Origin of the sequence: Mariniflexile sp. HMF6888, assembly GCF_044335535.1 — a bacterium.
In the GTDB taxonomy this organism is placed as follows: Bacteria; Bacteroidota; Bacteroidia; order Flavobacteriales; family Flavobacteriaceae; genus Mariniflexile.
Genome location: NZ_JBIQVZ010000007.1, coordinates 39834 through 63133 on the forward strand (window position 1 = coordinate 39834; position 23300 = coordinate 63133).

15 protein-coding genes are annotated in these 23300 nt (G+C 34.2%); 9 read left to right on the forward strand and 6 right to left on the reverse strand.

The window, feature by feature from the left end; all coding sequences use genetic code 11:
• Nucleotides 1–333 precede the first annotated feature (333 nt).
• The 4 genes from ACGLWY_RS14550 to ACGLWY_RS14565 all read left to right on the forward strand — a co-directional run bounded on the left by ACGLWY_RS14550 (nucleotide 334) and on the right by ACGLWY_RS14565 (nucleotide 7378).
• On the forward strand, nucleotides 334–798 hold the full coding sequence (locus ACGLWY_RS14550) for a cell division protein (RefSeq protein ID WP_396620399.1): 465 nt from the start codon (nucleotides 334–336) through the stop codon (nucleotides 796–798).
• A 704-nt stretch (nucleotides 799–1502) separates the two neighbouring features.
• Complete coding sequence (locus ACGLWY_RS14555) at nucleotides 1503–2399, forward strand: DMT family transporter (RefSeq protein ID WP_396620400.1); 897 nt, start codon at nucleotides 1503–1505, stop codon at nucleotides 2397–2399.
• Nucleotides 2400–2699: 300 nt separating this feature from the next.
• Entirely contained in the window at nucleotides 2700–4556 is a 1857-nt protein-coding gene (locus ACGLWY_RS14560) for a DNA topoisomerase IV subunit B (RefSeq protein WP_396620401.1), read from the forward strand.
• Nucleotides 4557–4711: 155 nt separating this feature from the next.
• Entirely contained in the window at nucleotides 4712–7378 is a 2667-nt protein-coding gene (locus ACGLWY_RS14565; protein ID WP_396620402.1) for a DNA gyrase/topoisomerase IV subunit A, read from the forward strand.
• A gap of 536 nt (nucleotides 7379–7914) precedes the next feature.
• Here the strand turns inward: ACGLWY_RS14565 and ACGLWY_RS14570 are convergent.
• The 4 genes from ACGLWY_RS14570 to ACGLWY_RS14585 all read right to left on the reverse strand — a co-directional run bounded on the left by ACGLWY_RS14570 (nucleotide 7915) and on the right by ACGLWY_RS14585 (nucleotide 13755).
• Complete coding sequence (locus ACGLWY_RS14570; protein ID WP_396620403.1) at nucleotides 7915–8718, reverse strand: TerC family protein; 804 nt, start codon at nucleotides 8716–8718, stop codon at nucleotides 7915–7917.
• Between the two features lie 244 nt (nucleotides 8719–8962).
• Complete coding sequence (locus tag ACGLWY_RS14575) at nucleotides 8963–10165, reverse strand: carboxypeptidase-like regulatory domain-containing protein (RefSeq protein WP_396620404.1); 1203 nt, start codon at nucleotides 10163–10165, stop codon at nucleotides 8963–8965.
• Between the two features lie 165 nt (nucleotides 10166–10330).
• A complete protein-coding gene (locus ACGLWY_RS14580; RefSeq protein ID WP_396620405.1) occupies nucleotides 10331–12157 on the reverse strand; it encodes a cytochrome-c peroxidase in 1827 nt (608 codons plus the stop codon).
• A gap of 74 nt (nucleotides 12158–12231) precedes the next feature.
• Nucleotides 12232–13755, reverse strand: coding sequence for a hypothetical protein (locus ACGLWY_RS14585; RefSeq protein ID WP_396620406.1), 1524 nt, complete (start codon nucleotides 13753–13755; stop codon nucleotides 12232–12234).
• Nucleotides 13756–14079: 324 nt separating this feature from the next.
• Here ACGLWY_RS14585 and bshC point away from each other — a divergent pair, with 324 nt between their 5' ends.
• The 5 genes from bshC to ACGLWY_RS14610 all read left to right on the forward strand — a co-directional run bounded on the left by bshC (nucleotide 14080) and on the right by ACGLWY_RS14610 (nucleotide 21201).
• Nucleotides 14080–15684, forward strand: a complete 1605-nt coding sequence (bshC, locus tag ACGLWY_RS14590) for a bacillithiol biosynthesis cysteine-adding enzyme BshC (RefSeq protein ID WP_396620407.1) — start codon at nucleotides 14080–14082, stop codon at nucleotides 15682–15684.
• Between the two features lie 3 nt (nucleotides 15685–15687).
• Nucleotides 15688–17058 carry a pyridoxal phosphate-dependent decarboxylase family protein gene (locus ACGLWY_RS14595; protein WP_396620408.1) on the forward strand — a complete coding sequence of 457 codons (1371 nt, stop codon included), beginning with the start codon at nucleotides 15688–15690 and terminating at the stop codon, nucleotides 17056–17058.
• Between the two features lie 226 nt (nucleotides 17059–17284).
• Complete coding sequence (gene guaA / locus ACGLWY_RS14600) at nucleotides 17285–18820, forward strand: glutamine-hydrolyzing GMP synthase (RefSeq protein ID WP_396620409.1); 1536 nt, start codon at nucleotides 17285–17287, stop codon at nucleotides 18818–18820.
• Between the two features lie 224 nt (nucleotides 18821–19044).
• Complete coding sequence (locus ACGLWY_RS14605; protein ID WP_396620410.1) at nucleotides 19045–20967, forward strand: LysM peptidoglycan-binding domain-containing protein; 1923 nt, start codon at nucleotides 19045–19047, stop codon at nucleotides 20965–20967.
• Nucleotides 20968–20973: 6 nt separating this feature from the next.
• Nucleotides 20974–21201, forward strand: coding sequence for a DUF3820 family protein (locus ACGLWY_RS14610; protein ID WP_396620411.1), 228 nt, complete (start codon nucleotides 20974–20976; stop codon nucleotides 21199–21201).
• A gap of 69 nt (nucleotides 21202–21270) precedes the next feature.
• Here ACGLWY_RS14610 and ACGLWY_RS14615 read toward each other — a convergent pair whose 3' ends face one another.
• Both ACGLWY_RS14615 and ACGLWY_RS14620 read right to left on the reverse strand, forming a co-directional pair.
• Nucleotides 21271–21669, reverse strand: a complete 399-nt coding sequence (locus ACGLWY_RS14615; RefSeq protein ID WP_396620412.1) for a response regulator — start codon at nucleotides 21667–21669, stop codon at nucleotides 21271–21273.
• A complete protein-coding gene (locus tag ACGLWY_RS14620; RefSeq protein ID WP_396620413.1) occupies nucleotides 21666–23153 on the reverse strand; it encodes a PAS domain S-box protein in 1488 nt (495 codons plus the stop codon). Before ACGLWY_RS14620 ends, ACGLWY_RS14615 begins: the two co-directional genes overlap by 4 nt.
• Between the last annotated feature and the right edge of the window lie 147 nt (nucleotides 23154–23300).

The following is a 23300-nucleotide window of genomic DNA, read 5'->3' on the forward strand; positions in this document are numbered from 1 at the left end:
TTATCGATAAAAGCAATTCGCTAATTTTTTTATTGGTCACAGAAATAGTTAAAACTATGCACTTTAGTGCATTTCCCTTTTAGGTTCTAAAAATTTTTACCTCAAATTCGCAGATTACCTAAAATGTTAAAAATTCGCGAATCTGTGGTAAAATTTTACTGATTAATTTCGCAAACTAACCTTGCAGACTTTTAGTCTGCAAACAAAACTAAGGACTTCAAGTCCATAGGAGGAGTAGTTTATTTATTTTAAATAAAAGCAAATAGTTGTAGGTAAATTTATATTTTTGAAATAATTTTGTAATAATATTATTATTCTATACTATAAGTTGTTATGCCTTACGTTAAAGTAGAAACTATTATTAATGCAGATATAAAAACGTGTTTTAATTTAGCGAGAAATATAGAGATCCATCAAGAATCTTTAAAACATTCAAGTGAAATTGCCGTTGCAGGAAGAACTTCAGGTTTAATTGAATTAAACGAAACAGTTACTTGGGAAGCCAAACATTTTGGGTTTGTGCAGCATTTAACTTCAAGAATCACAGAATTTAAGTATCCAGACTATTTTGTAGATGAAATGGTTTCTGGAGCATTCAAATCATTTCGACATGAGCATCACTTCAAAAAAGTTGGTAAAAAAACAATTATGTCCGATATTTTTTATTTTGAATCTCCTTATGGCATTTTGGGGAAATTAGCGAATTGGCTATTCTTGGAAAAGTATATGGCAAATCTTCTGCGGACAAGAAATGCATTTTTAAAAGAAAAAGCGGAATCTGCTGTCAGTAGTCAGTAGTCAGTAGACAGTAGTCAGTAGGCAGTAGCCAGTGCCAGTAGTTAATAGTTGGTGATTAACAATCAATTCAACGATTCAACGCATAAACAATAGCCAATAGCCAATAGCCAAAAGTCAATAGCCAGTGCCAGTAAGCAGTAACAGTAAGCAGCAACAGTAGTCAGTAGACAGTCGCAGTAGCGAGTGCCAGTAGTCAGTAATCAACAATCAATTCAACGGTTAACTAATTCAACGCATAAACGTATAAACAAATAAACCCATAAACTTATAAACAATAATTAGTAGTCAGTAGACAGTAGACAGTAGACAGTAGACAGTCGCAGTAGCGAGTGCCAGTAGTCAGTAATCAACACCCAATTCAACAATTGAACAAATAGACAATAATAAAATCAATGTCAGTCTGAGCTTGTCGAAGACCTGAATAATCAATAGGCAGTAACAATAGGCAGTAACAGTAGACAGTAACAGTAGACAGTAACAGTCAGTAATCAACAATCAATTCAACGATTAACCAATTCAACGCATAAACAAATAAACCCATAAACAAATAAACAATAGCCAATAGTTGATGATTAACACCCAATTCAACTCATAAACCCATAACCCCATAAACTTATAAACTCATAAACTAATCACACGTTTGAACATCGTAATTCCTTCCTACATTAATTTCTTGCCACTTACACGTAGTTTATATTCGCTTCATGCAATCAAAAAAGAAATTCATCTCCGGTATTTTAATAGGTATTTTAGGCATCGTCCTTTTTTCATCTAAAGCTGTCATGGTAAAATTGGCGTATCTATATCAAGTGGATGCGTTGAGTCTTTTATTGTTGCGTATGCTCTTTTCGTTTCCATTTTATTTGGTTATTGCTATTATATACAGTAGAAAAGAAAACCCAAGTGTTATTGTAAAAAACGATTATTATTGGGTCATCTTTTTTGGTTTGGTAGGCTATTATTTGTCTAGTTATTTTGATTTTGTAGGGTTGCAATATATTAAAGCGAGTTTAGAGCGTATCATCTTGTTTTTGTACCCAACCATTATCATTATTTTCAATAAGTTATTTCTTAAAAAACCAATAAATTCAATACAGGCACTGGCTATATTTCTAACTTATATTGGTATCGTTATTACTTTTCGGGGCGAAGTGGTTATTTCTGGTGCCGATACTTACTTAGGAGGGTTTTTTATCCTGCTTTGTGCCATTACTTATGCTGCTTATTTAGTAGGAAGCGGTTGGCTCATACCTAAGTTCGGTGTGGTTAAATTTACATCGTATGCCATGATAGTTTCATGCTTTTGTGTGTTTATTCATTTTGGTTTGTTTTCCAATGTTGATATTTTTGGTTTGCAGTGGGAAGTGTATTTATTAGGGTTTTTAATTGCCATTTTTGCTACCGTTATTCCATCGTATTTGGTTTCTGAATCCATCAATCGTATCAATTCTTCAAATTTTGCAGTTATTGCCGGTTTTGGACCTATTTCGACCATTATATTAGCAGGGATTTTTTTAAATGAAGTGCTTACATTGTTGCAGTTATTTGGTGCATTAATCGTTATTTTTGGTATCTTGCTGGTGTCTTTGAGGAGGGGGTAGGAAGTGGAGAAGTGGAGAAGTGGAGAAGTGGAGAAGTGGAGGAGTTTAGGAGTGGAGGAGTTTAAGTATTAAATTTTTAAAGATTTAGAGTTTAAAAAGAGTATTATATATTTTCATTATTCATTAACCAATATTAGTAACAGACCAAAACCCAGAACCCAGTAACCCAGTAACCAATAATCCAACAACCAAAACCCAACTTATTAAACAATATTGTTAATTACTTTGTGTAATGGCAGTTTCATTTTTTCTAGGGTTGTATTATATTAGCGTCCAATCACAAAATTTTACTCAAAATCTATGGCTGAATTAACCAATTACACCGAAGATAATATACGTTCACTAGACTGGAAAGAGCATATCCGTATGCGTCCAGGGATGTATATTGGTAAATTGGGTGATGGCTCTTCACCAGATGATGGTATTTACATTCTTCTAAAGGAGGTTTTAGACAACTCTATTGATGAGTATGTGATGGGAGCAGGAAAGACCATCGAGATTTCTATCCAAGGTAGTAAGGTAACCGTTAGGGATTACGGTCGTGGTATTCCTTTAGGAAAAGTGGTGGATGTGGTTTCTAAAATGAATACCGGTGGAAAGTACGATTCTAAAGCCTTTAAAAAATCGGTAGGATTAAATGGGGTTGGTACCAAAGCGGTGAATGCCTTGTCGTCATTTTTTAGAGTAGAATCTACACGCGATAATAAATCTGCTTCCGCTGAATTTGAACAGGGTAATTTAGTCAATCAAGATTTATTAGACGATACAACGCGCCGGAAAGGAACGAAAGTGTCTTTTGTTCCTGACGACATCATTTTTAAAAATTACAAGTACAGAAATGAGTATATCGTTAAAATGCTTAAAAACTATGTGTATTTAAACCCTGGTTTAACCATTGTTTTTAATGGTGAAAAGTATTTTAGTGAGAATGGACTGAAAGATTTGTTATCTGAAAATATTAACGAATCGGATAGAACATATCCCATTATTCACTTGAGAGGTGATGATATTGAAGTGGCGATAACGCATAGTAAAACACAATACAGTGAAGAATATCATTCGTTTGTAAATGGTCAAAATACCACACAGGGAGGTACGCATTTAAACGCATTTAGAGAGGCTTTGGTAAAAACCATTCGTGAGTTTTATGGTAAAAACTACGATGCTTCCGATGTTAGAAAATCTGTTGTAAGTGCCATTGCCATTAAAGTCATGGAGCCTGTTTTTGAAAGTCAGACCAAAACCAAATTAGGCTCTACGGATATGGGTGGCGATTTGCCAACTGTAAGAACCTATATCAACGACTTTTTAAAAACGCATTTAGACAACTACTTACATAAAAATCCAGATACTGCAGAGAAGATTCAACGTAAAATTCTGCAAGCAGAAAGGGAGCGAAAAGAACTTTCAGGGATTCGAAAACTAGCAAAAGACCGTGCCAAATCCGCTAGTCTTCACAACAAAAAACTACGTGATTGCCGGGTGCATTTTGGCGATACAAAAAATGACCGTAGTTTAGAATCAACCCTGTTCATTACCGAGGGGGATTCGGCTTCCGGAAGCATCACTAAGTCACGCGATGTAAATACCCAAGCGGTTTTTAGTTTAAAAGGAAAACCTTTAAATTGTTATGGTTTAAGCAAGAAGATTGTTTACGAAAACGAAGAGTTTAATTTATTGCAAGCTGCTTTAAATATTGAGGAATCGTTAGAAGACTTGCGTTATAACAACGTGGTTATTGCTACCGATGCCGATGTGGATGGGATGCATATTCGGCTACTTTTAATAACCTTCTTTTTGCAATTCTTCCCAGAAGTCATCAAAGAAGGCCATTTGTACATTTTACAAACACCATTATTTAGAGTACGAAATAAAAAGGAAACCATTTATTGCTATTCAGAAGAAGAGCGAAGGGATGCGATAGAAAAATTAAAACCAAAACCCGAAATAACCCGATTTAAAGGACTTGGAGAAATATCGCCAGATGAGTTTGTGCATTTTATTGGGGAGAATATTCGTTTGGATCCTGTGATGCTAGATGATAATATGTCTATTGAAGATTTATTATCATTTTATATGGGGAAAAACACACCAACGCGTCAAGAGTTTATTATAGACAATTTAAAAGTAGAATTAGATATTATAGAAGACAACTAAAATAAAAAGTCATGTTATACAGTAAGGAAAAACCAGTGTTGAGGAAAAATGTTTATGATTTCGTAACCTCATTTAATAGAAATTTAAGCCATAAAAGAGCGAAGGGATTCAAAAAAACCATGCTTAACGGAAAGCCAAAAAAATAAGATCGATTAATGATTGAAGACGACAACGATTTAATTAGCGGACAAGACGAGCCAACAGAAACCATTACCCGTGTTACGGGCATGTATAAAGATTGGTTTTTAGATTATGCATCGTACGTTATATTAGAACGTGCTGTTCCCGCAATTGAAGACGGTTTTAAACCTGTACAACGCCGTATCATGCACTCTATGAAAGATTTAGATGATGGGCGTTATAACAAAGTAGCAAACATTGTAGGGCATACCATGCAATACCATCCACATGGTGACGCTAGTATTGCCGATGCCATGGTGCAAATTGGTCAGAAGGATTTGTTGATAGATACCCAAGGAAACTGGGGGAATATTCTTACTGGTGATAGTGCGGCGGCATCACGTTACATTGAGGCACGTTTGTCTAAATTTGCTTTAGATGTTGTTTACAATCCTAAAATAACCGAGTGGCAAGCCTCTTACGATGGGCGTCGAAAAGAGCCTGTAAATTTGCCGGTGATGTTTCCGTTATTGTTGGCGCAAGGTGGTGAAGGTATTGCGGTAGGACTTTCAACCAAAATACTGCCTCATAATTTTATTGAACTCATAGATGCTTCCATCAAGCATTTACAAGGAAAGCGGTTCACGATTTTACCTGATTTTCCCACTGCAGGCATCGCCGATTTTTCTAATTATAATGATGGTTTAAGAGGAGGGCGTGTACGTGTACGTGCCAAAATATCGCAGTTGGATAAAAATACCTTGGTTATTACCGAAATCCCTTTTGGAACAACCACATCATCACTTATAGATTCTATTTTAAAGGCGAATGATAAAGGTAAAATCAAGATTAAGAAGATTGAAGACAACACCGCTGCGGAGGTTGAAATTTTAATTCACTTACCTTCGGGGCTGTCTCCCGATAAAACCATCGATGCCTTATATGCTTTTACAAGTTGCGAGTCGTCCATATCGCCATTAGGTTGTGTTATTGAAGACAATAAACCGCTGTTTGTTGGTGTTACGGAAATGTTGCGTCGCTCCACCGATAATACCGTTCAGCTTTTAAAACAAGAACTGGAAATACGTTTAGGTGAGTTTGAAGAGCAATGGCATTTTGCTTCTTTGGAACGTATTTTTATAGAGAATAGAATCTATCGTGATATTGAAGAGGAAGAAACATGGGAAGGCGTTATTAGTGCCATTGATAAAGGGCTGAAACCGCATATTCAACATTTAAAACGGACTATTACCGTTGAAGATATTGAGCGTTTAACCGAAATAAGAATCAAACGTATTTCTAAATTCGATATTGATAAAGCACAGCAAAAAATTGATGCTTTAGAAGAACAAATTGCCGAAGTAAAGCACCATTTAGAACATCTTATCGATTATGCCATTGCATATTTTACAAGGCTTAAGAAAGATTATGGCGCAGGACGCGAACGTAAAACTGAAATCCGCACTTTTGATGATGTTGATGCTACTAAAGTCGTTATTAGAAACACCAAACTTTACGTAAATAGGCAAGAAGGCTTCGTTGGAACCTCGTTGCGAAAAGATGAGTATGTTTGCGATTGTAGTGATATAGATGATATTATTGTGTTTACCAAAGAGGGTAAAATGATGGTAACGAAAGTCGATTCAAAAACCTTTGTAGGGAAGGATATTATTAACGTAGAAGTTTTTGATAAAAAGGACAATCGTACCATTTATAATATGATTTATCGCGATGGAAAAAGTGGTCCATCGTACATAAAACGCTTTTCGGTTACAGGAATTACCCGCGATAAGGAATATGATTTAACCAACGGTAATAAAGGGTCGGTAGTGCTGTATTTTTCAGCAAATCCCAATGGTGAAGCCGAGGTAGTTAGTGTTTTACTGCGTCAAGCGGGAAGTATTAAAAAACTGAAGTGGGACATCGATTTTGCCGATATTATAATTAAAGGACGAAATTCCAAAGGAAACTTAGTTACTAAATATCCTGTTAAAAAAGTAGAGCTAAAAGAGAAGGGTATTTCTACGCTAAAACCCCGAAAAATATGGTTTGATGATGCCGTACAACGCTTAAATGTTGATTGTAGGGGCGAGTTGGTTGGTGAGTTTAGAGGTGAAGACCGTATCTTAATCATCAATCAAAAGGGTGTTGCAAAGACCATCATACCAGAGGTTACGACCCATTTTGATAGCGATATGATTGTGATGGAAAAATGGATTCCTAAAAAACCAATATCAGCTATTTATTTTGATGGCGAAAAAGAAAAATATTTCGTAAAACGATTTTTGATTGAAAACGAAAATAAAGAAGAAAGCTTTATTACAAGCCATAATAAATCGCATTTGGAAATTGTTTCAACAGACTGGATTCCCATGGCTGAAATTGAGTTTACCAAAGAACGGGGTAAAGAACGAAAAGATAATTTAATTGTAAATTTAGAAGAATTTATTGCCGTTAAAGGCATTACAGCTTTAGGAAACCAATTAACAAAAGAGAAAGTAAACCAAATTAGTTTATTGGAACCGCTTCCTTATGAAGCACCAGAAGAAATACACGCCGATGATTTAGAGGTGGTTGATGAAGAAGATGTATCTTTAAGTTCGGAGAGCACTAAAGATGATGACCAAAATAGAGCTGATTCTAATTCTGAGAGTGATGATGATAATAAACTAGATGATAAAGGACAAACAAAACTGTTTTAATCTGATTCAGAGTTCAAAGTTCTGAGTTCTGAGTTCTGAGTTTGTACCTATGAAGTTTGTGATACACGATTCAACAATTACACGGTTAAACTGTTAAAAAGTTATAGGTATATTTATCAACCTGAACTGAGGTTTTGTAATGATATCGTTTTTTTATTTATTTTTATATATAACTATTTAAACATTTGGATATCAGATTACATTACATAGAAACTCACGTTATTTTAATAATTTTATAGTATGATTTTCAGACTCATAATAATCGTATTGCTTGTAATAATTGCTTATTATTTATACCGTTTATATAAAGGCAATAGAAATTATTAAATCAGTAATAGAACTGCTACATTAAGTGCTATCGAAATGTATTGATGATCTGATTAATAAGATTTTCGACTTTAGTTTACCTTAAAGTCGAAAGACTACCAACGACATTTTTTTAAATTAGGACTTCGACAAGCTCAGTCTGAGAAACTAACATCATTTTATATTACTTTTTTAGAATAATAATGATACCTCAAACTTGATATTAACGTTTACTTTTTGGCCACCTTCTTTTGTTTCTTTTCAATTCTAAAGCTCAAAAACTCCACAAAAAGTGAAAAGGCTATGGCAAAATATAAATAGCCTTTTGGTATGGCTCCGACGGTATTTCCAAGTATTTTAGTGTGCGATAAATGTGCGGCCTCGGTAATTAGCATAAATCCAATCAGAATTAAAAAGGCTAAACCTAACAACTGCATACTAGGATGTTCATTAATAAAGCGACGAATCGGGTTTGCAAACCCAATCATCATAAAAATGGAGATAACCACAGCAATGATCATTAAAACCAAATTGTAGTTGTGGTTGGGGTGCAACCCATTGGTCATACCAACTGCTGTTAGAATAGAATCGATTGAAAAAATAAAATCGATTAGCATGATTTGGACAATGGCCTGCGAAAGGCTTTTTATTTTTTTTCCTTTTAAGGCATCTTCATCGTGGTCGGGCATTTCAACCTTTTCATGTATCTCTGAAGTGCTTTTGTAAATCAAAAACAAGCCACCACCAAATAAAATAATAGCTTGCCAACTTACAGCGATATGAAGCCACGACAATTCAATAGTATAAAAGGGGTCTTTTAAGCCAATTAAAAAGCTAACAAAAAACAACAAGATAATACGCTGTATCATGGCTAGTATCAAGCCAATGGTTGTTGCTTTTGCTTGTTGGTGTTCGGGTAGTTTATTGGCTGCAATTGAAATGAATACAATATTATCAATGCCTAAAATAATCTCTAAAAAAGTAAGCGTTAAGAGTGCCATTATGGCATCGCTGGATAATAAAAAATCTATCACAATATGAAATATTAGATGGGATTAAGTGAAGAGGTTTGACCTTTTTCGATTGAAGCGAAAATCAGTCATTTTTTGTCCAATCGAAGCCTTTTTCGAGTTGCATAGCATCGCTACGGAAAGAAAAAAAGACGTAGAGTGGGCAAAAAAGGGCGTTTTTTTAGCCAATTAGAAAAAGTTTAAACCACTTCAGTATGTAAAATTACTTAAAATTTACTTGTTCGATTAAAATTTTACACGAAATGTTTTAGGTACGTTTTAACTGTTTTTTAATTTTTTCTATGGCGGCTTCAATAGACTTTTCTGGTTCAATAATATTATATTCACCCCAAAAGGCGGGGTCTTTAAAACCTGAAGTTTCATCTGTTAAAATAGTAGTTGGTTTTAGCATGTTTTCTTTTGTTTTAACTAATTTAGGGTTGGTAATACGCCAATCGGTAATGGCCATTTCACTGTTTAAGGTGTACACGCTATTAAATAATTTACCTTTCCAGTTAACCTTAAAGGTTAGCAAAATATTGCTGTAGGCGTAGTGCCATTTTCCGTTTTGGGTACGGTAGTTAACACGGTAAGTGGCTTCAGTAGGATATACATCTACTTTTCTTGGTTTCTTCCGAATATACATGTTGCTAGATAATTCTTTGTTTTCAACATTAAGTCTAAAAATAGCATTGGTTAATGCTAAAGTTTCGGAATCTATATAAAGTTTGCCGTAGTACAAAGGTTCTTTAATACCAGGTTTTTGTTTAAAATTGATAACATAAACGGGTTTGTTATTCACTTGGGTTGATTCGCCAAAGCTGAACTCGTATAAAGCAATGTCCACATTCGTAAATATATATTCTGGGTATTTTATAATATCGGTGTATAAATTACTAAAGGGACCTCCCTGAAGTTTTAAAGCTAATGTATCCAACCTGGTGTAATTGGTGCTTTTTCTGGATTTTATAAGTTCGATAGCATCATTTTTAAAATTGCTGTAAGGCTGTTTGTGTATGTGCACAACGGCTTCCGATAGTGAAGCATTTTTTCGTCTCTTTTTAATGGTTTCCCTATAAAAAGCAGTCATTAACGCATTCTCGTTATTATAAGCATTGCTTCTGTTTTTTAAAGTTTCCCGTAATAAGGTTTCAGCATCCTTAAAGGTTTTTATTTCTACCAAATTCAATTCTGTAATTGCGGGAATGAGCTTTATTTTTGAATCCGTATGTAATTCAGAAACTTTTAGTTCTTTTTTTTGATATCCTAAATGGGAAAACGTAACAGATTTATCGGCAAGTGAATCAGGTATTTTTAAAGCAAACTCACCATCTGAATTTGTTATGGTACTAATGTTTGAGTCTTTAATAATGATGTCGGCAAAAATTAAGGCATCGTTAGAGTCATCATCTACAATTTTTCCTTTAATTTCTATAAAAGCTGTTGGAGTTTGTGCATAAAGGGACTGCATGCCATTAAAAAAAGGAAGGCACGTAAGTATGAAAAGTAAAAAGCGTTTCTTTTTCATGAGGTATTGATAGCTAATCATTTAGCTTGCATTAAGATACGAAAAAAAAACGCTTATTTATACTGTTTGTGTAATATTTTTTAACTTAAACGGTTGTTTTTAAAAGACTTACTGCTTGTGTTGCGGGTTTTTAGGAGTATGACTCTCGGTAAGTGTCTTCATAAAGGCAACAATATTTTTTTGTTCTTCGGCACTAAGGTTTAATGCATCAAAAGGCAATGTTTGGTGTTCTATGCCAAAACCAAGTCCGTTACCACCACCTTTATTGTAAAAATCTACCACTTCTTCTAGGGTTTGATATACACCGTTGTGCATGTACGGTAATGTTTTTTCAACGTTTCGTATGGTAGGTGTTTTAAACATACCTTTGTGTAAATCTTCTTTGTATTTCCAATAAAATCCCAAATCATTATCTAATTCTTTGTTGTCGGATGTTTTTGGAACACCTATAACTTCTTTTTCCGTTTCGTTAAAAAATGGAGGTACAGTTCCATTTGTTAACGGGATAAAATGACAGGTTGCGCAAAGTGCTTTCCCCATAAAAAGATTATATCCTTGCTTTTCTTCATTTGTAAATGTATTTTCTTCGCCTCTGATGTTTTTGTCAAATTTAGAGTTAAAGCTATTAAGTGTAGAAATGTATGATGAAATAGCCTTAATAACATCTTTGTTGTTTTTAGGAATACGACCATATGCATCTTTAAAAAGGTTAACATAGGTAGAATCTTTTAAAATGGTATCTGAAAACTCATGTACATTGGTATTAAATTCTCTGTTGTTTGTAAACACTAGTGAAATTTGGTCAATTAAACTACTTGCCCTACCGTCTAAAAAGAAACTTTGCTGAAATGCTGTGTTTATTAGTGTTGGTGTATTACGCTGAAGCGGTTTACCATTATTGTCTAAATTAACTTTCATGCCATCTGCATATCCTTTATTTGGAATATGACAGGTTATACAGGCCATAGTGCCATTTGAGGAAAGTTTAACATCTGAAAACAGTTTTTCTCCAAGAGCAATTTGTTTGTCTGTTGGGTTTCTGTTTGTGGCTGGTGTAAAGAAGTTTAGGTTGAACGCATCATTTTCAAAGAAAGTTGGAGCATCAAAATTGAAAGGTTCTGTATTTACAGGCTTCCAAAGATTACTTGTTTTGCGTATGTCTACCCAATTTCGGGTGATAGGATTCATATAATCTCTGGTAAAAGTAAATCTATCAAACGTATCAAAATCATCATTTTGTTCAATAAATTTTACAGCTTTTGAAATGCTATTTAAAAAATCTGTATCCAATGATTTGTTTTTATTTTGAATAATGGGCTGAATGGTATTTTGGTAAACAGTTTTTAAACCTTCTAAAGAAATTTTACTCTCATTAATTCCCAAATGACTTACAGGCGTATCGAATCCAGAAATGGCTAAACTTACAATTCTGAATAGTTGCTGATGGGTCGCTATAAAAAAGCGTTGGGCATTTAGTTCTCTTTTTTCAATGCCTTTTTTTAGCACATAAAGCATGCCCGTAGTTACATAAAGTTCTTGTTCGAAATCGGTCGTACTGGTTTCTTGTTCGTAAATGCTTTCTTCAATTTTTTGAAAGCCTACAGGGTTCAATACTTTCCCATTATCATCTTTATAAATAGGAAGTGCTGGACCGTTAGCTCTATGTCCAACTTCGGGGTTTAAATAGGAAGCATAAGGTTCAGATTTTTTAAAGGCTTCATGTGCGCGTGTGAAATATTGTTTAGATTTTGTCCCATGGAATCCTTCCATTTTTAAACTATCTAGGTAATCTATAGATATTTGAATGTTTTTTAAATAATAGTTTTGGGCACTTGACCAATTTATTGCATCAGTGGTAGTTTCTTTTTCTTTTTTACAAGATATAGCTAAGATTAAAAATAAGGAAAAGGCTGATGATTTAATGGATGTTTTCATTTTGAAGGTTTTATAATAAAAAGAATCTCCATTAAAAAAATGGAGATCTTTTTATCTTAGTAAATAATATGTTTTTATCTAGGAAGTCCTTTTAAAATAACAATTTGGCCACCTTGGTTATGTGGTAAGTTTGTTGATACAAAACTATCACTTTTCCAATAGTGTGGTTGCAATGCTAAAATAAAGGTGTCAGGTACTCCAACTTTATCCGAAACATCAACTAAAGCTCCAAATTCACCAGAAAGACTGGTACTTCCCGTAGGAGACAGATTGCTTTCTATTTTAAGTTCTAAGACAACTTTAGTGTTATTGCCATTTAAATCAGATTGATAAATATACGCGGCATGATTTCTACTAAAAGAGTTGGGGTCTTCTTGAAAATAAACATAGTTTTCGGTCACACAGATATTATCAGGACTTTGAAGAGAGGAAACATTTCCATCATTGTTGTTAGAATCGGTATTTCCGCTTATAATTTGAGTTAATTTTCCAGCTAATGGATTTGTAGCATCTAACTCTAATTTGTAAATAGTTCCCCAATCGTTAACATCTCCCGTATTTGGACCAAGACCAGTTACAGCAAAGTATACGTTTCTAGCATTGGCATCACTTCCTTTTTGGTAATCTACGTCTTCAACTCTAATAAATTGAGATGCGTTAACAGCAGTACAAGCAGCTTCCATTTCATTTTTTGTCATAGCAGCACCATCAACAATTTCAACAAATTCCACATCGTAGGTTTTGCCAAAATCAAGTGAACCTTCATCGTAAGTAGTTGAGGCAGTAACATTCATAGTGCCACCAGTACCGTTGGAAACTTGTTTAAATCTTAAAACGTAAATTTTTCCGTTTTCTAAATCGGCATCACTGTTTTCAGATAAATACATTATTACTTGACCCTTAGAGCCACTAGAATCATCATCACCTCCAATAATAACTGTTTTTCCTGAATAAGTGTTTTTTGGTAATGGTACTGCATTTTCCCATGAAAATTCTCCAAGAGCATCTAAACCAAAATCGGCAGTAGGTGTTGGGGTTGTTACCCATGGATCAATACCTTTAACATCATAAGCAATACTTTCTGAAGCTGATAAAAAGATATCTTTATCTCCACCATGGATGTCTTTTTCCCACATAGTTCCTGAACATTGTCTAGCATAATCTGCAACACCAGCGTTTAATAACCAATCCCCTTTAATAGGGCTTAGGTTTTTATCAAAACGGATACGAGACACACCATAATCATCTTCAGCATTGACCACACATATATATTCATCACCATCTTTTAAAAATCCAGCACCATCTTGAGAACCAACTAATCGGAAACCATTTGAAAGTACGTCGGTTGAACTTATTAAGGAATAGGCTTCTACAGAGCTAAACTCTGAGTGCATTTGAACTAGAGGTGATAAAGATGATTTGTTGGTAAACATCATGGCAGAAGGCGTAAAATCTTCTCCATCTTGTCCGTCTTCTCCATCGGCACCATCTTTTCCATCGATACCGTTTATTCCATCTTCACCTTCGCAACTTATTAATACGGCACTTGTTGAAGTAAACACAAATAAGAATAAAAATAGTTTTAGTAATTTGTTCATAATCTAATAATTTTTTTGGTTGTTATTTTGACGTCAAAGGTATTATTAGAGGTTTTTAAGTTTGTTAACTTAATACTGTGGTTTAATTAATTTAGGGTTATTGGAATGTAAACAAGGTTAATAAGGTATTAACTGAAGTTTCTTTTTTGTACTTAGACAGGCTCTTAATGTTACTTTAAAATTAAGATGCAGAAACTGTAATTTATATGAAGCTATTTATACTTTAGTGATTTATTTTAAAGAGCCGAATAGAATTCTTAACTTATTTTAAGATTTCTAAAAATAGAATAACTGTATATTTACACTTTAAATTACACTATTTATATGCCAACCGATTGTATTTCATTTAAAAGAACAGGCTATTTTTCGTCACTTATTTGTGATTATTTAGATGAGAAACCAGAATTGCAACCTTTTTATAACCGATTTCCAAAACTTGAGAATTTTAAAGCACAGATTGAAGAAAAACAAACCTACTTTGATAAAGATTGGAGAGTGAGGTTAGTTAGTGCTATTGGTCATCAATACAGAAAAATTGATACGTCAAGTTTAGTTTTACAAAATATTAATTATTTAATCTCAGAAAAGACTTTTACAATTACCACAGGACATCAATTAAATCTGTTTACGGGACCGCTTTATTTTTTGTATAAAATAGTGTCGGCCATTAATCTTTCAAAGGAATTAAAGAATACCTACCCAGAATATAATTTTGTGCCCATTTATTGGATGGCAACCGAAGACCATGATTTTGAGGAAATAAATTATTTCAACTTTAAAGGAAAAAAAGTCCATTGGAATAAAGAAGCGGGTGGAGCAGTAGGAGAACTTTCTACCGATGGTTTAGAAACCGTATTGAATTTGTTTTCTTTGGAATTGGGAACGAGTAAGAATGCCAAATATTTGAAAACACTTTTTGAGGAAGCTTATGTAAAGCATCAAAATTTAGCCGATGCTACTCGTTTTTTGGCGAACGAATTGTTTAAAGACTACGGTTTGGTGATTGTTGATGCCAATGATGTCGAGTTAAAAAAGCAGTTTATTCCTTTTATGGAAGATGAATTACTAAATCTAACGTCTTTTAAAAGCGTATCCAAAGCAAATGAACAAATAAACAAATTGCCAAATCAACCCTACGGTATTCAAGTAAACCCGCGTGAGATTAATTTGTTTTATCTAACTGAAAATTTAAGAGAGCGCATTGTTTTTGAAGAAGGTGTTTATAAAGTAATCAATACTGATATATCTTGGAACAAGAGTGAGATAATAAAACACCTCGATGAGGTGCCGGAACGGTTTTCCCCCAACGTTATTATGCGTCCGTTATATCAAGAAGTCATTTTGCCAAACCTTTGTTACATTGGAGGTGGCGGTGAGTTGGCGTATTGGTTTCAATTGAAGCATTATTTTAATCAGGTTAACGTGCCGTTTCCTATATTGTTGTTACGCAATTCAGTATTGATTCAATCTGAAAGTCAGCATAAAAAGCTTCAAAACTTAAATATATCAAAAGATGCTATTTTTTTAAAACGTGACGCGTTCATTAATAAAAAAGTAAGAGAGATTTCGAATATAGATATTGATTTTTCAGAGCAGAAAATAGCTTTAAAACAGCAGTTTGAAGCATTATATAAACTAGCAGAACAAACAGATAAATCGTTTTTAGGAGCTGTAAAAGCACAAGAAATTAAACAGTTAAAAGGTTTGGATGCTTTGGAAAAACGGTTGTTAAAAGCACAAAAAAGAAAACTGTCAGGTCAAGTGTTTAGAATGACCGAGATTAAAAACGAGTTATTTCCAAACGGAAGCCTGCAAGAACGAAACGCCAATTTTTCGGAATTTTATTTGGAATACGGCGACCAACTTATACCAAAACTTATAGAAAATTTAGAACCTTTAAAGGGCGAATTTTTAATATTAAATCTTTAAAAAATGCATAAGGCAGATATTGAATTAGTTGAAATGTCTATGGATGTCATGAAATATGCTATCGATAGATTATCATCTAAAAAAATTAAAATTGGCAAGCCAAGAAAGGAAGAAGAACTAAAAGCATTAGTTGGCGAAACCATTACGGAAAAAGGTATTGGTGGCGAGGTGGCTTTTAATCTTTGGAAAAAGCATTTAATGAAAGCCAATGTGTCCATTGACCATCCAAGGCATTTGGCATTTGTGCCTGCATCCCCAACAAGAGCGGCTATTATGTTCGATTTGGTTACATCGGCTTCAAGTATTCATGGAGCGTACTGGATGGAAGGTGCTGGAGGTGTTTTTTGTGAAAATGAAGCTATGAGATGGATCGTATCCTTAACAGGTTTACCTAAAGGTGCCTTTGGAGTTTTTACTAGTGGTGGTACCGCTGCAAATCTATCGGCTATGGTTACAGCTAGAGCGCATTGGAGAGAAAATGATATTTATAAAGACGAAAAAGGACTTATAATAACGTCTGTTGGAGCGCATTCATCCATAAAGGCCATGGCAAAAGTGATTGACGTGGATGTTTTTTTAGTTGATACTGAAGATAAATTATTAGGAACTGAATTGGAAAACGCCATTAATAGTTTAACAAAACAACAACGAAAAAGATTGTTTGCAGTAGTGGGAACGGGCGGAACAACCAATGCTGGTATTATTGATGATTTGGGAGGTATTGCTACTATTTGCGAAAAAGAAAATCTTTGGTTTCATGTTGATGCGGCTTATGGAGGTGGTGCTTTGGCAGCAGATTCTGTACGGCATTTGTTTAATGGTATTGAAAAAGCAGATAGTATTACTATAGACCCCCATAAATGGATGTTTTCACCATACGATTGTGGTTCGGTTATTTATAAAAATCCAGAATTAGCTAAAAAGGCACATTCACAAGAAGGCTCTTATTTAGATATTTTTAAAGACGAAGGTGCCGATGGCTTCAACCCATCAGATTACCAGATACAGTTAACACGTCGTGTTCGAGGTTTGCCTTTATGGTTTTCATTGGCAATGCATGGAACGAACAGATATAAACAGGCGGTGGAGCGAGGCATTGAATTGGCACAGATAGCGGGTAAATTAATTGATGAAAGCCCACATGTTGAGTTGGTTAGAGAACCAAGTTTGTCATGTGTGTTATATAGAAGAATTGGATGGACACCTGAGGATTATATACATTGGACCTATAAAAACCATAAAAAAGGATTTGCTTTAGTAACGCCAACAAAATGGAAACAAGGCAATGTTTATGAAACAGTTTCCCGTTTTTGTTTTATCAATCCAGATACTACAAAAAGAGACATTGAAAAGATTTTAGACTCCATGCACTAGAGACTGTTTAAGTTTTACCCTTTGGCTCTTTTATGTGCCTTTTTCCGCTATACTTCAGCTATTTTTTGGTCCTTAGCTGTGACTATGAATCTCAAAATACCTTCATCTGACAAAAAAAAGACTCTAAAAAACATTCCAAAAACAAAATTTAAACAGTCTCTTAAAATTTTATTTAAAAAATTGGATTGGTAATTCGTCAATCTAAAATCAATTATTACTTTTGCGCATGCAACATGACAAGGTACTTATTTTAGACTTCGGATCGCAATACACACAGCTTATTGCCCGTAGAGTTAGGGAACTCAACATTTACTCCGAAATACATCCATTCAACAAAATTCCAACAAACTTTCAAGAGTATAAAGCTGTTATACTTTCTGGTAGCCCTTATTCGGTAAGAGGTGAACAGGCTTTACACCCCGATTTAACAAACATTAGAGGAGAGAAACCTCTACTAGCGGTTTGTTATGGTGCACAATATTTAGCGCATTTTTCGGGAGGAGAAGTAGCACCTTCCAATACGAGGGAATACGGTCGTGCAAAATTAGCTTTCATTAAAGACAATGAAGATTTCTTTAAAAATATTCATGTAGGAAGTCAGGTTTGGATGAGTCATAGTGATACGATTAAAGAACTACCAACTGACGGTGTTTTAATGGCAAGTACGCATGACGTTAGCAATGCTGCCTATAGAATTGAAGGCGAGGACACGTATGCTATTCAATTTCACCCAGAAGTTTATCACTCTACAGATGGTAAACAATTATTGGAAAATTTTTTGGTGGGTATTGCAGGTTTAAATCAAGATTGGACACCCGATTCTTTTGTTGAAGAAACTGTTGCAGCTATACAAGAAAAAGTAGGAAATGATAAAGTGGTTTTAGGTTTATCGGGAGGTGTAGATTCTACCGTAGCAGCGGTATTGATGAATAAAGCCATTGGCAAAAATTTATATTGTATTTTCGTTAATAACGGATTGCTTCGTAAAAACGAATTCGAAAATGTTTTGAATCAATATAAGGGTATGGGGCTTAATGTTAAAGGTGTAGATGCCTCTCAACGTTTTTTAGATGCCCTGGCAGGAATAGAAGACCCTGAGAAAAAACGTAAAGCCATTGGTAATTCGTTTATAGAGGTTTTTGATGATGAAGCTCATAAATTAACTGATGTAAAATGGTTAGCACAAGGCACTATCTATCCTGATGTTATTGAAAGTGTTTCAGCAACCGGTGGTCCTTCAGCAACTATAAAAAGTCATCACAACGTGGGTGGGTTGCCTGATTTTATGAAGCTTAAAATAGTAGAGCCTTTACGGGCTATTTTTAAAGATGAGGTTCGACGCGTAGGAGCTACTTTAGGTATCGACCCTGAACTTTTAGGACGTCATCCATTTCCAGGCCCAGGATTGGGAATTCGTATTTTAGGCGATATTACTGCCGAAAAAGTACGCATTCTACAAGAAGTTGATGCTATTTTTATTAACGGATTAAAAGAATGGGGACTGTACGATAAAGTGTGGCAAGCGGGTGCTATGTTATTACCTGTAAATAGTGTAGGAGTAATGGGCGATGAGCGTACATACGAAAAATGTGTGGCACTTCGTGCGGTAGAAAGTACCGATGGTATGACTGCAGATTGGGTAAATTTACCATACGAATTCCTTCAAAAAACATCAAACGATATTATAAATAAAGTAAAAGGTGTTAATAGGGTTGTTTACGATATTAGTTCGAAACCACCTGCAACTATTGAGTGGGAGTAACATTCCTGTCTTCACAGGAATCTATTGAATTTTAAAAACCATTTGGCGTTGCAATTTTTATAATTTAAATTTAGTACATCAAATGGCTCATTTATGTATTTTGTACGTATATAATAAAGTTGGAATTAAATGTCTGTTGGCTATGCGCTTTATTTTTGGCATGCTATATGTATATAGAAAAACACCATTTTGTTTTTAACGCAATTAAAAAAAAATAGATTTACATGATTAAATTCTTTTCCGTTGTATGTTTCGTATTCATATTCGGCATAAATGCTGTAACAGCCCAAAATTTCAGTACGCATCAAGTTAAAAAAGGAGAAACTATTCACGGTATTGCAGCGCGTTATGGTGTGGCGATTTCCGATATTTATGCCTTAAATCCGGATGCTAAAAAAGAATTAAAACCCAATACTATTTTAATAATTCCTATTTCTAAAGCTAAAAAGACTCCTGTTACTACTACAAAAGAATTACAAGGGTTTAAAGTACATAGAACTAGTAAAAAAGAAACCCTATATAGTATAGCGAAGCGCTACAATGTTACCGAAGATGAGATAAAAAAACACAACACTTTTTTATATGCCAATACTTTGCAAAAGGGCGATAAGCTTCAAATACCTGTTTTTAAAATAACTAAAGAAGTACCTAAAGCAGCCACCAAACCATATCTGGTGAAAGCCAAAGAAGGGAAGTGGCGCATAGCTTATAAATTTGGTATTACAGTACAAGAACTTGAAGATTTAAACCCGGGCATGGGCGAAACACTACAGGAAGGGCAACAAATTTATGTGCCTAATATGGATGGGGATGTTGTTAAAGATGTTGATGAAAAATACAGTTATTATAATGTCTTACCAAAAGAAGGATTTTACCGTTTAAAACTTAAATTAGGGTTAGACCAAGAAGCATTGGAAGCTTTGAATCCGGAGTTGAAAGGCACCGGTTTAAAAGAAGGTATGGTTTTGAAAATTCCGTATTCCAATAAAATAACCGATAGCGGTGAAACAGCCACTAAAAAAACACAATTAGAAAGCAGAATTACCAATTTCGATACCAAACACATTGCGGTTATGTTACCTTTTAGGTTGAATCGTGTCGATTTCGATTCTATTTTAGGTATAAAAGGCAGTATAAAAAAGGATCCTTATTTAGATGCCTCTCTCGATTTTTATACCGGCGTTTTGTCTGCATTAGATTCCTTAAAATCATTAGGTATATCACTTAAAGTAGATGTTTACGATACCAAATATCAAGTAAGTGAAGTGTTAAGAATAATTAATGAAAACAATTTTAAAGATGTTGATGCGGTTATTGGGCCGTTAACATCTGAAACCTTCGATAAAGCCGCTTCCGAATTACGCACCTATAATGTACCTATAGTATCTCCAATAGGCACTAATTTAACATTGTATGACAATGTGTTTCAATCACGACCATCAGACGATTTGTTAAAAGATAGAATGGTAAATTTTGTAAAAGCAGATTCGTTGGCAAAAAACATTGTTATTGTTTCGGATAAAAAAAATGAAGGGGTAGCCAACAGTCTTAAAAGCGAATTTAATTATGCGAAATTGATCTATTCCCGAAAAAATAAAGAAGGTAAGGATGAAAATTTCTTGTATGTAGAAGATATAAAAAGCGCCTTGAAACCCGGAAGGAATATCGTGTTTTTAGAAACACAGAGCGAAGGTTTTGCCTCTAATGTTACTAGTATTTTGGGGGCTTTAACGCAACGAATTGAAGATAATTCCAATGCTATTGAAATCGTACTGGTAACAACTAATTTTAATGCCGCTTTTGAAGGTGACCAAGTATCTAACGAGCACTTGTCTAAACTTCAGTTTCATTTTGCAACAGCTTCAAAATCATATAGAGACACAGAAAACAATTCGTTTGTTAAACGCTATACAAAAAACTATAACATAACACCAAGTAAGCGTGCCGTTAAAGGTTTCGATTTAACCATGGATGTCGTGTTGCGTTTAGCGACTGCTGAAGATTTGTACCTATCTGTAAATGATGCACCTCTTACAGAGTATGTTGAAAACAAATTTGCCTACAAAAAGAAATTGTTGGCCGGTTATTATAATGATGCCACTTATATAGTAAAGTATAAAGATTTAGAAATTGTTGAAGTAAAATAAGGGCAAGTGCTACCAGACAAACAATTCTTAATAGACTTAGCACACACCAAAATGCCTTTTGGCAAATACAAAGACCGTTATTTAATAGACTTACCCGAATATTATGTAGTTTGGTACAACCAAAAAGGTTTTCCCAAAGGAAAATTGGGCGATATGCTTAAACAAGTGTACGAACTAAAATTAAACGGCCTGGAAGCACTGATACGGAATATCAAAAGGCAGTATCCGAGGTAGTTTTTTTGGTTCTCGTTTAATATTTGGTAAGTGTTGCTATACCCAATGTTTTGTTGGAATCCTTCTTTTCTATAGCTTTTTTATCAAATCTATTAATTTGTCTTTAGTAATAGGTTTAATGATATAATCTGAAACCTCGTTAATTGCTTTTGCTCGTGTAATGTCGTCATGGGAAATAGATGAAGAGCATATGTAAATGGTGATTTTTTTTCCTATTGTAGGATTGAGTTTTGCATATTCTTCAAGAAACTGCCAGCCATTCATAATGGGCATACTAAGGTCCAAAAGGATAATCTCGGGTAAAACATCAACATTGTGTTTGTTTTCTTTTAAAAAATTTAAAGCATCTAAGCCATTTTCGAAAACCTTTATTAGATCAACAAGTTTAGTTTGTTCAATCGCCTTTTTTGTTAAGAAAACAAAAATGTCATCGTCATCGATGAGTGTAAGGGTTCTTATTGGGGTCATATATTTTGGGTTTTAAATTCTATAAAAAAAGTACTGCCCTTGCTGGGTTGGCTTTCAGCCCAAATTTTTCCATTCATAGCTTCCACTTGGGTTTTTGTCATAAACAAGCCAAACCCTTTTGCATCAGGATGTTTGTGAAATGTTTTCCGAATTTTAAAAATTTGATCTTTATGTAATGCTAAATCGATTCCCAATCCGTTATCAGCTACCGATAATACGACGGTATCGTTTGCTTCTTTTTTAGTTTTTATTGTAATTAGAGGTCGCCTGTTTGGGTATCTATACTTAAGTGCATTACTTATTAAATTTGATAAAATACTTTCCATGTATTTTTGAGGAAAATAGATTGTAGAGGCTTGATTTAATTCGAGGTGAATGTCAGCATCATATTCTTGAATTTGAGTTTCAAAACCTTTTAAAACCTTCTTTATACAATCCTTCAAAATTATCTTGTCCACTTTAATTTCAGTGTCTTGTTTTACTTGAATCGATTCTACCAATTCATTAAAAACATCCATTAAATGGTTCACAACAGGTTTTATTTTTACAAGCACTTCCCTACGCTCCACCTCATCTTGGCTTTGTTCAAGATAATCAACCAACATGGATATATTTATCAACGGTGCTCTTAAATTATGGGAAACAATATTGCAGAAATCAATAAGTTGTGTGTTTTTCAATTCCAATATTTGGGCGTGTTCAATAGCTTTTGCATTATTTGCTCTAATTTGTTCTTCGCCTTCTTTTCTTTCTGTAATGTCGGAACGAATAGCAACATATTGATAGGGTTTGCCGTCGTGGTTTAAAAAAGGCACAATAGTAGTGTCTACCCAATAAGTGGAACCGTCTTTCGCTTTGTTTTTTAATTCTCCCTTCCACACTTTGCCATTTGCTATGGTTTTCCAGAGTTCTTTAATGAATTCTTTGGAATGGTACCCTGAGTTTATAATGCGATGATCTTGTCCAATTAATTCTTTGGTAGAATATTTTGATATTTTGCAAAAGTTGCCATTAACATGGGTAATGACTCCTTTTTGGTCGGTAATGGCAACAATAGCCGATTCATCGAGTGCATACTTATAATCAGAAATTTCTTTTAATATCTTTTTAAGTTCTTCTTCTCCTTTTTTTCTGTCTGTTATATCGGAACGAATGGCGACATACTGGTAAGGTTTATTATCCGCATTTAAAAAAGGTACAATAGTGGTGTCAACCCAATAGATAGTTCCATCTTTTGCTTTGTTTTTCAGTTCCCCTTTCCATACGTTACCATTGGCAATAGTTGTCCAAAGGTTTTTAATAAATTCCTTTGAATGATAGCCGGAATTTATAATCCGATGGTCTTGCCCAATGAGTTCTTCAGCTGTATATTTCGAAATGTTACAGAAATTCTCATTTACATAGTTGATGATTCCTTTTTGGTCGGTAATGGCAATAATTGATGATTCATCGAGAGCATACTTATAGTCTGTTATTTTCTCCATAATCATATAAAACTTAGTGTAGATTAATTAATTTACGAAAAAGCAAAAATGTTTGAGATATTGCTTTAGTTTTTAAGTTTTAGGGGAATGTGTTACATTTTTTAAAATAAGGTCAGTTTTTATTGACCATAATCAGCTATTATTACG

Coding starts and splice junctions, on each gene's coding strand:
- ACGLWY_RS14580 (WP_396620405.1), bottom strand. CDS start 12,157: ATGAAAACATCCATTAAATCATCAGCCTTTTCCTTATTTTTAATCTTA.
- ACGLWY_RS14550 (WP_396620399.1), top strand. CDS start 334: ATGCCTTACGTTAAAGTAGAAACTATTATTAATGCAGATATAAAAACG.
- ACGLWY_RS14605 (WP_396620410.1), top strand. CDS start 19,045: ATGATTAAATTCTTTTCCGTTGTATGTTTCGTATTCATATTCGGCATA.
- ACGLWY_RS14595 (WP_396620408.1), top strand. CDS start 15,688: ATGCATAAGGCAGATATTGAATTAGTTGAAATGTCTATGGATGTCATG.
- ACGLWY_RS14565 (WP_396620402.1), top strand. CDS start 4,712: ATGATTGAAGACGACAACGATTTAATTAGCGGACAAGACGAGCCAACA.
- bshC (WP_396620407.1), top strand. CDS start 14,080: ATGCCAACCGATTGTATTTCATTTAAAAGAACAGGCTATTTTTCGTCA.
- ACGLWY_RS14560 (WP_396620401.1), top strand. CDS start 2,700: ATGGCTGAATTAACCAATTACACCGAAGATAATATACGTTCACTAGAC.
- guaA (WP_396620409.1), top strand. CDS start 17,285: ATGCAACATGACAAGGTACTTATTTTAGACTTCGGATCGCAATACACA.
- ACGLWY_RS14575 (WP_396620404.1), bottom strand. CDS start 10,165: ATGCAGTCCCTTTATGCACAAACTCCAACAGCTTTTATAGAAATTAAA.
- ACGLWY_RS14615 (WP_396620412.1), bottom strand. CDS start 21,669: ATGACCCCAATAAGAACCCTTACACTCATCGATGACGATGACATTTTT.
- ACGLWY_RS14620 (WP_396620413.1), bottom strand. CDS start 23,153: ATGGAGAAAATAACAGACTATAAGTATGCTCTCGATGAATCATCAATT.
- ACGLWY_RS14585 (WP_396620406.1), bottom strand. CDS start 13,755: ATGAACAAATTACTAAAACTATTTTTATTCTTATTTGTGTTTACTTCA.
- ACGLWY_RS14555 (WP_396620400.1), top strand. CDS start 1,503: ATGCAATCAAAAAAGAAATTCATCTCCGGTATTTTAATAGGTATTTTA.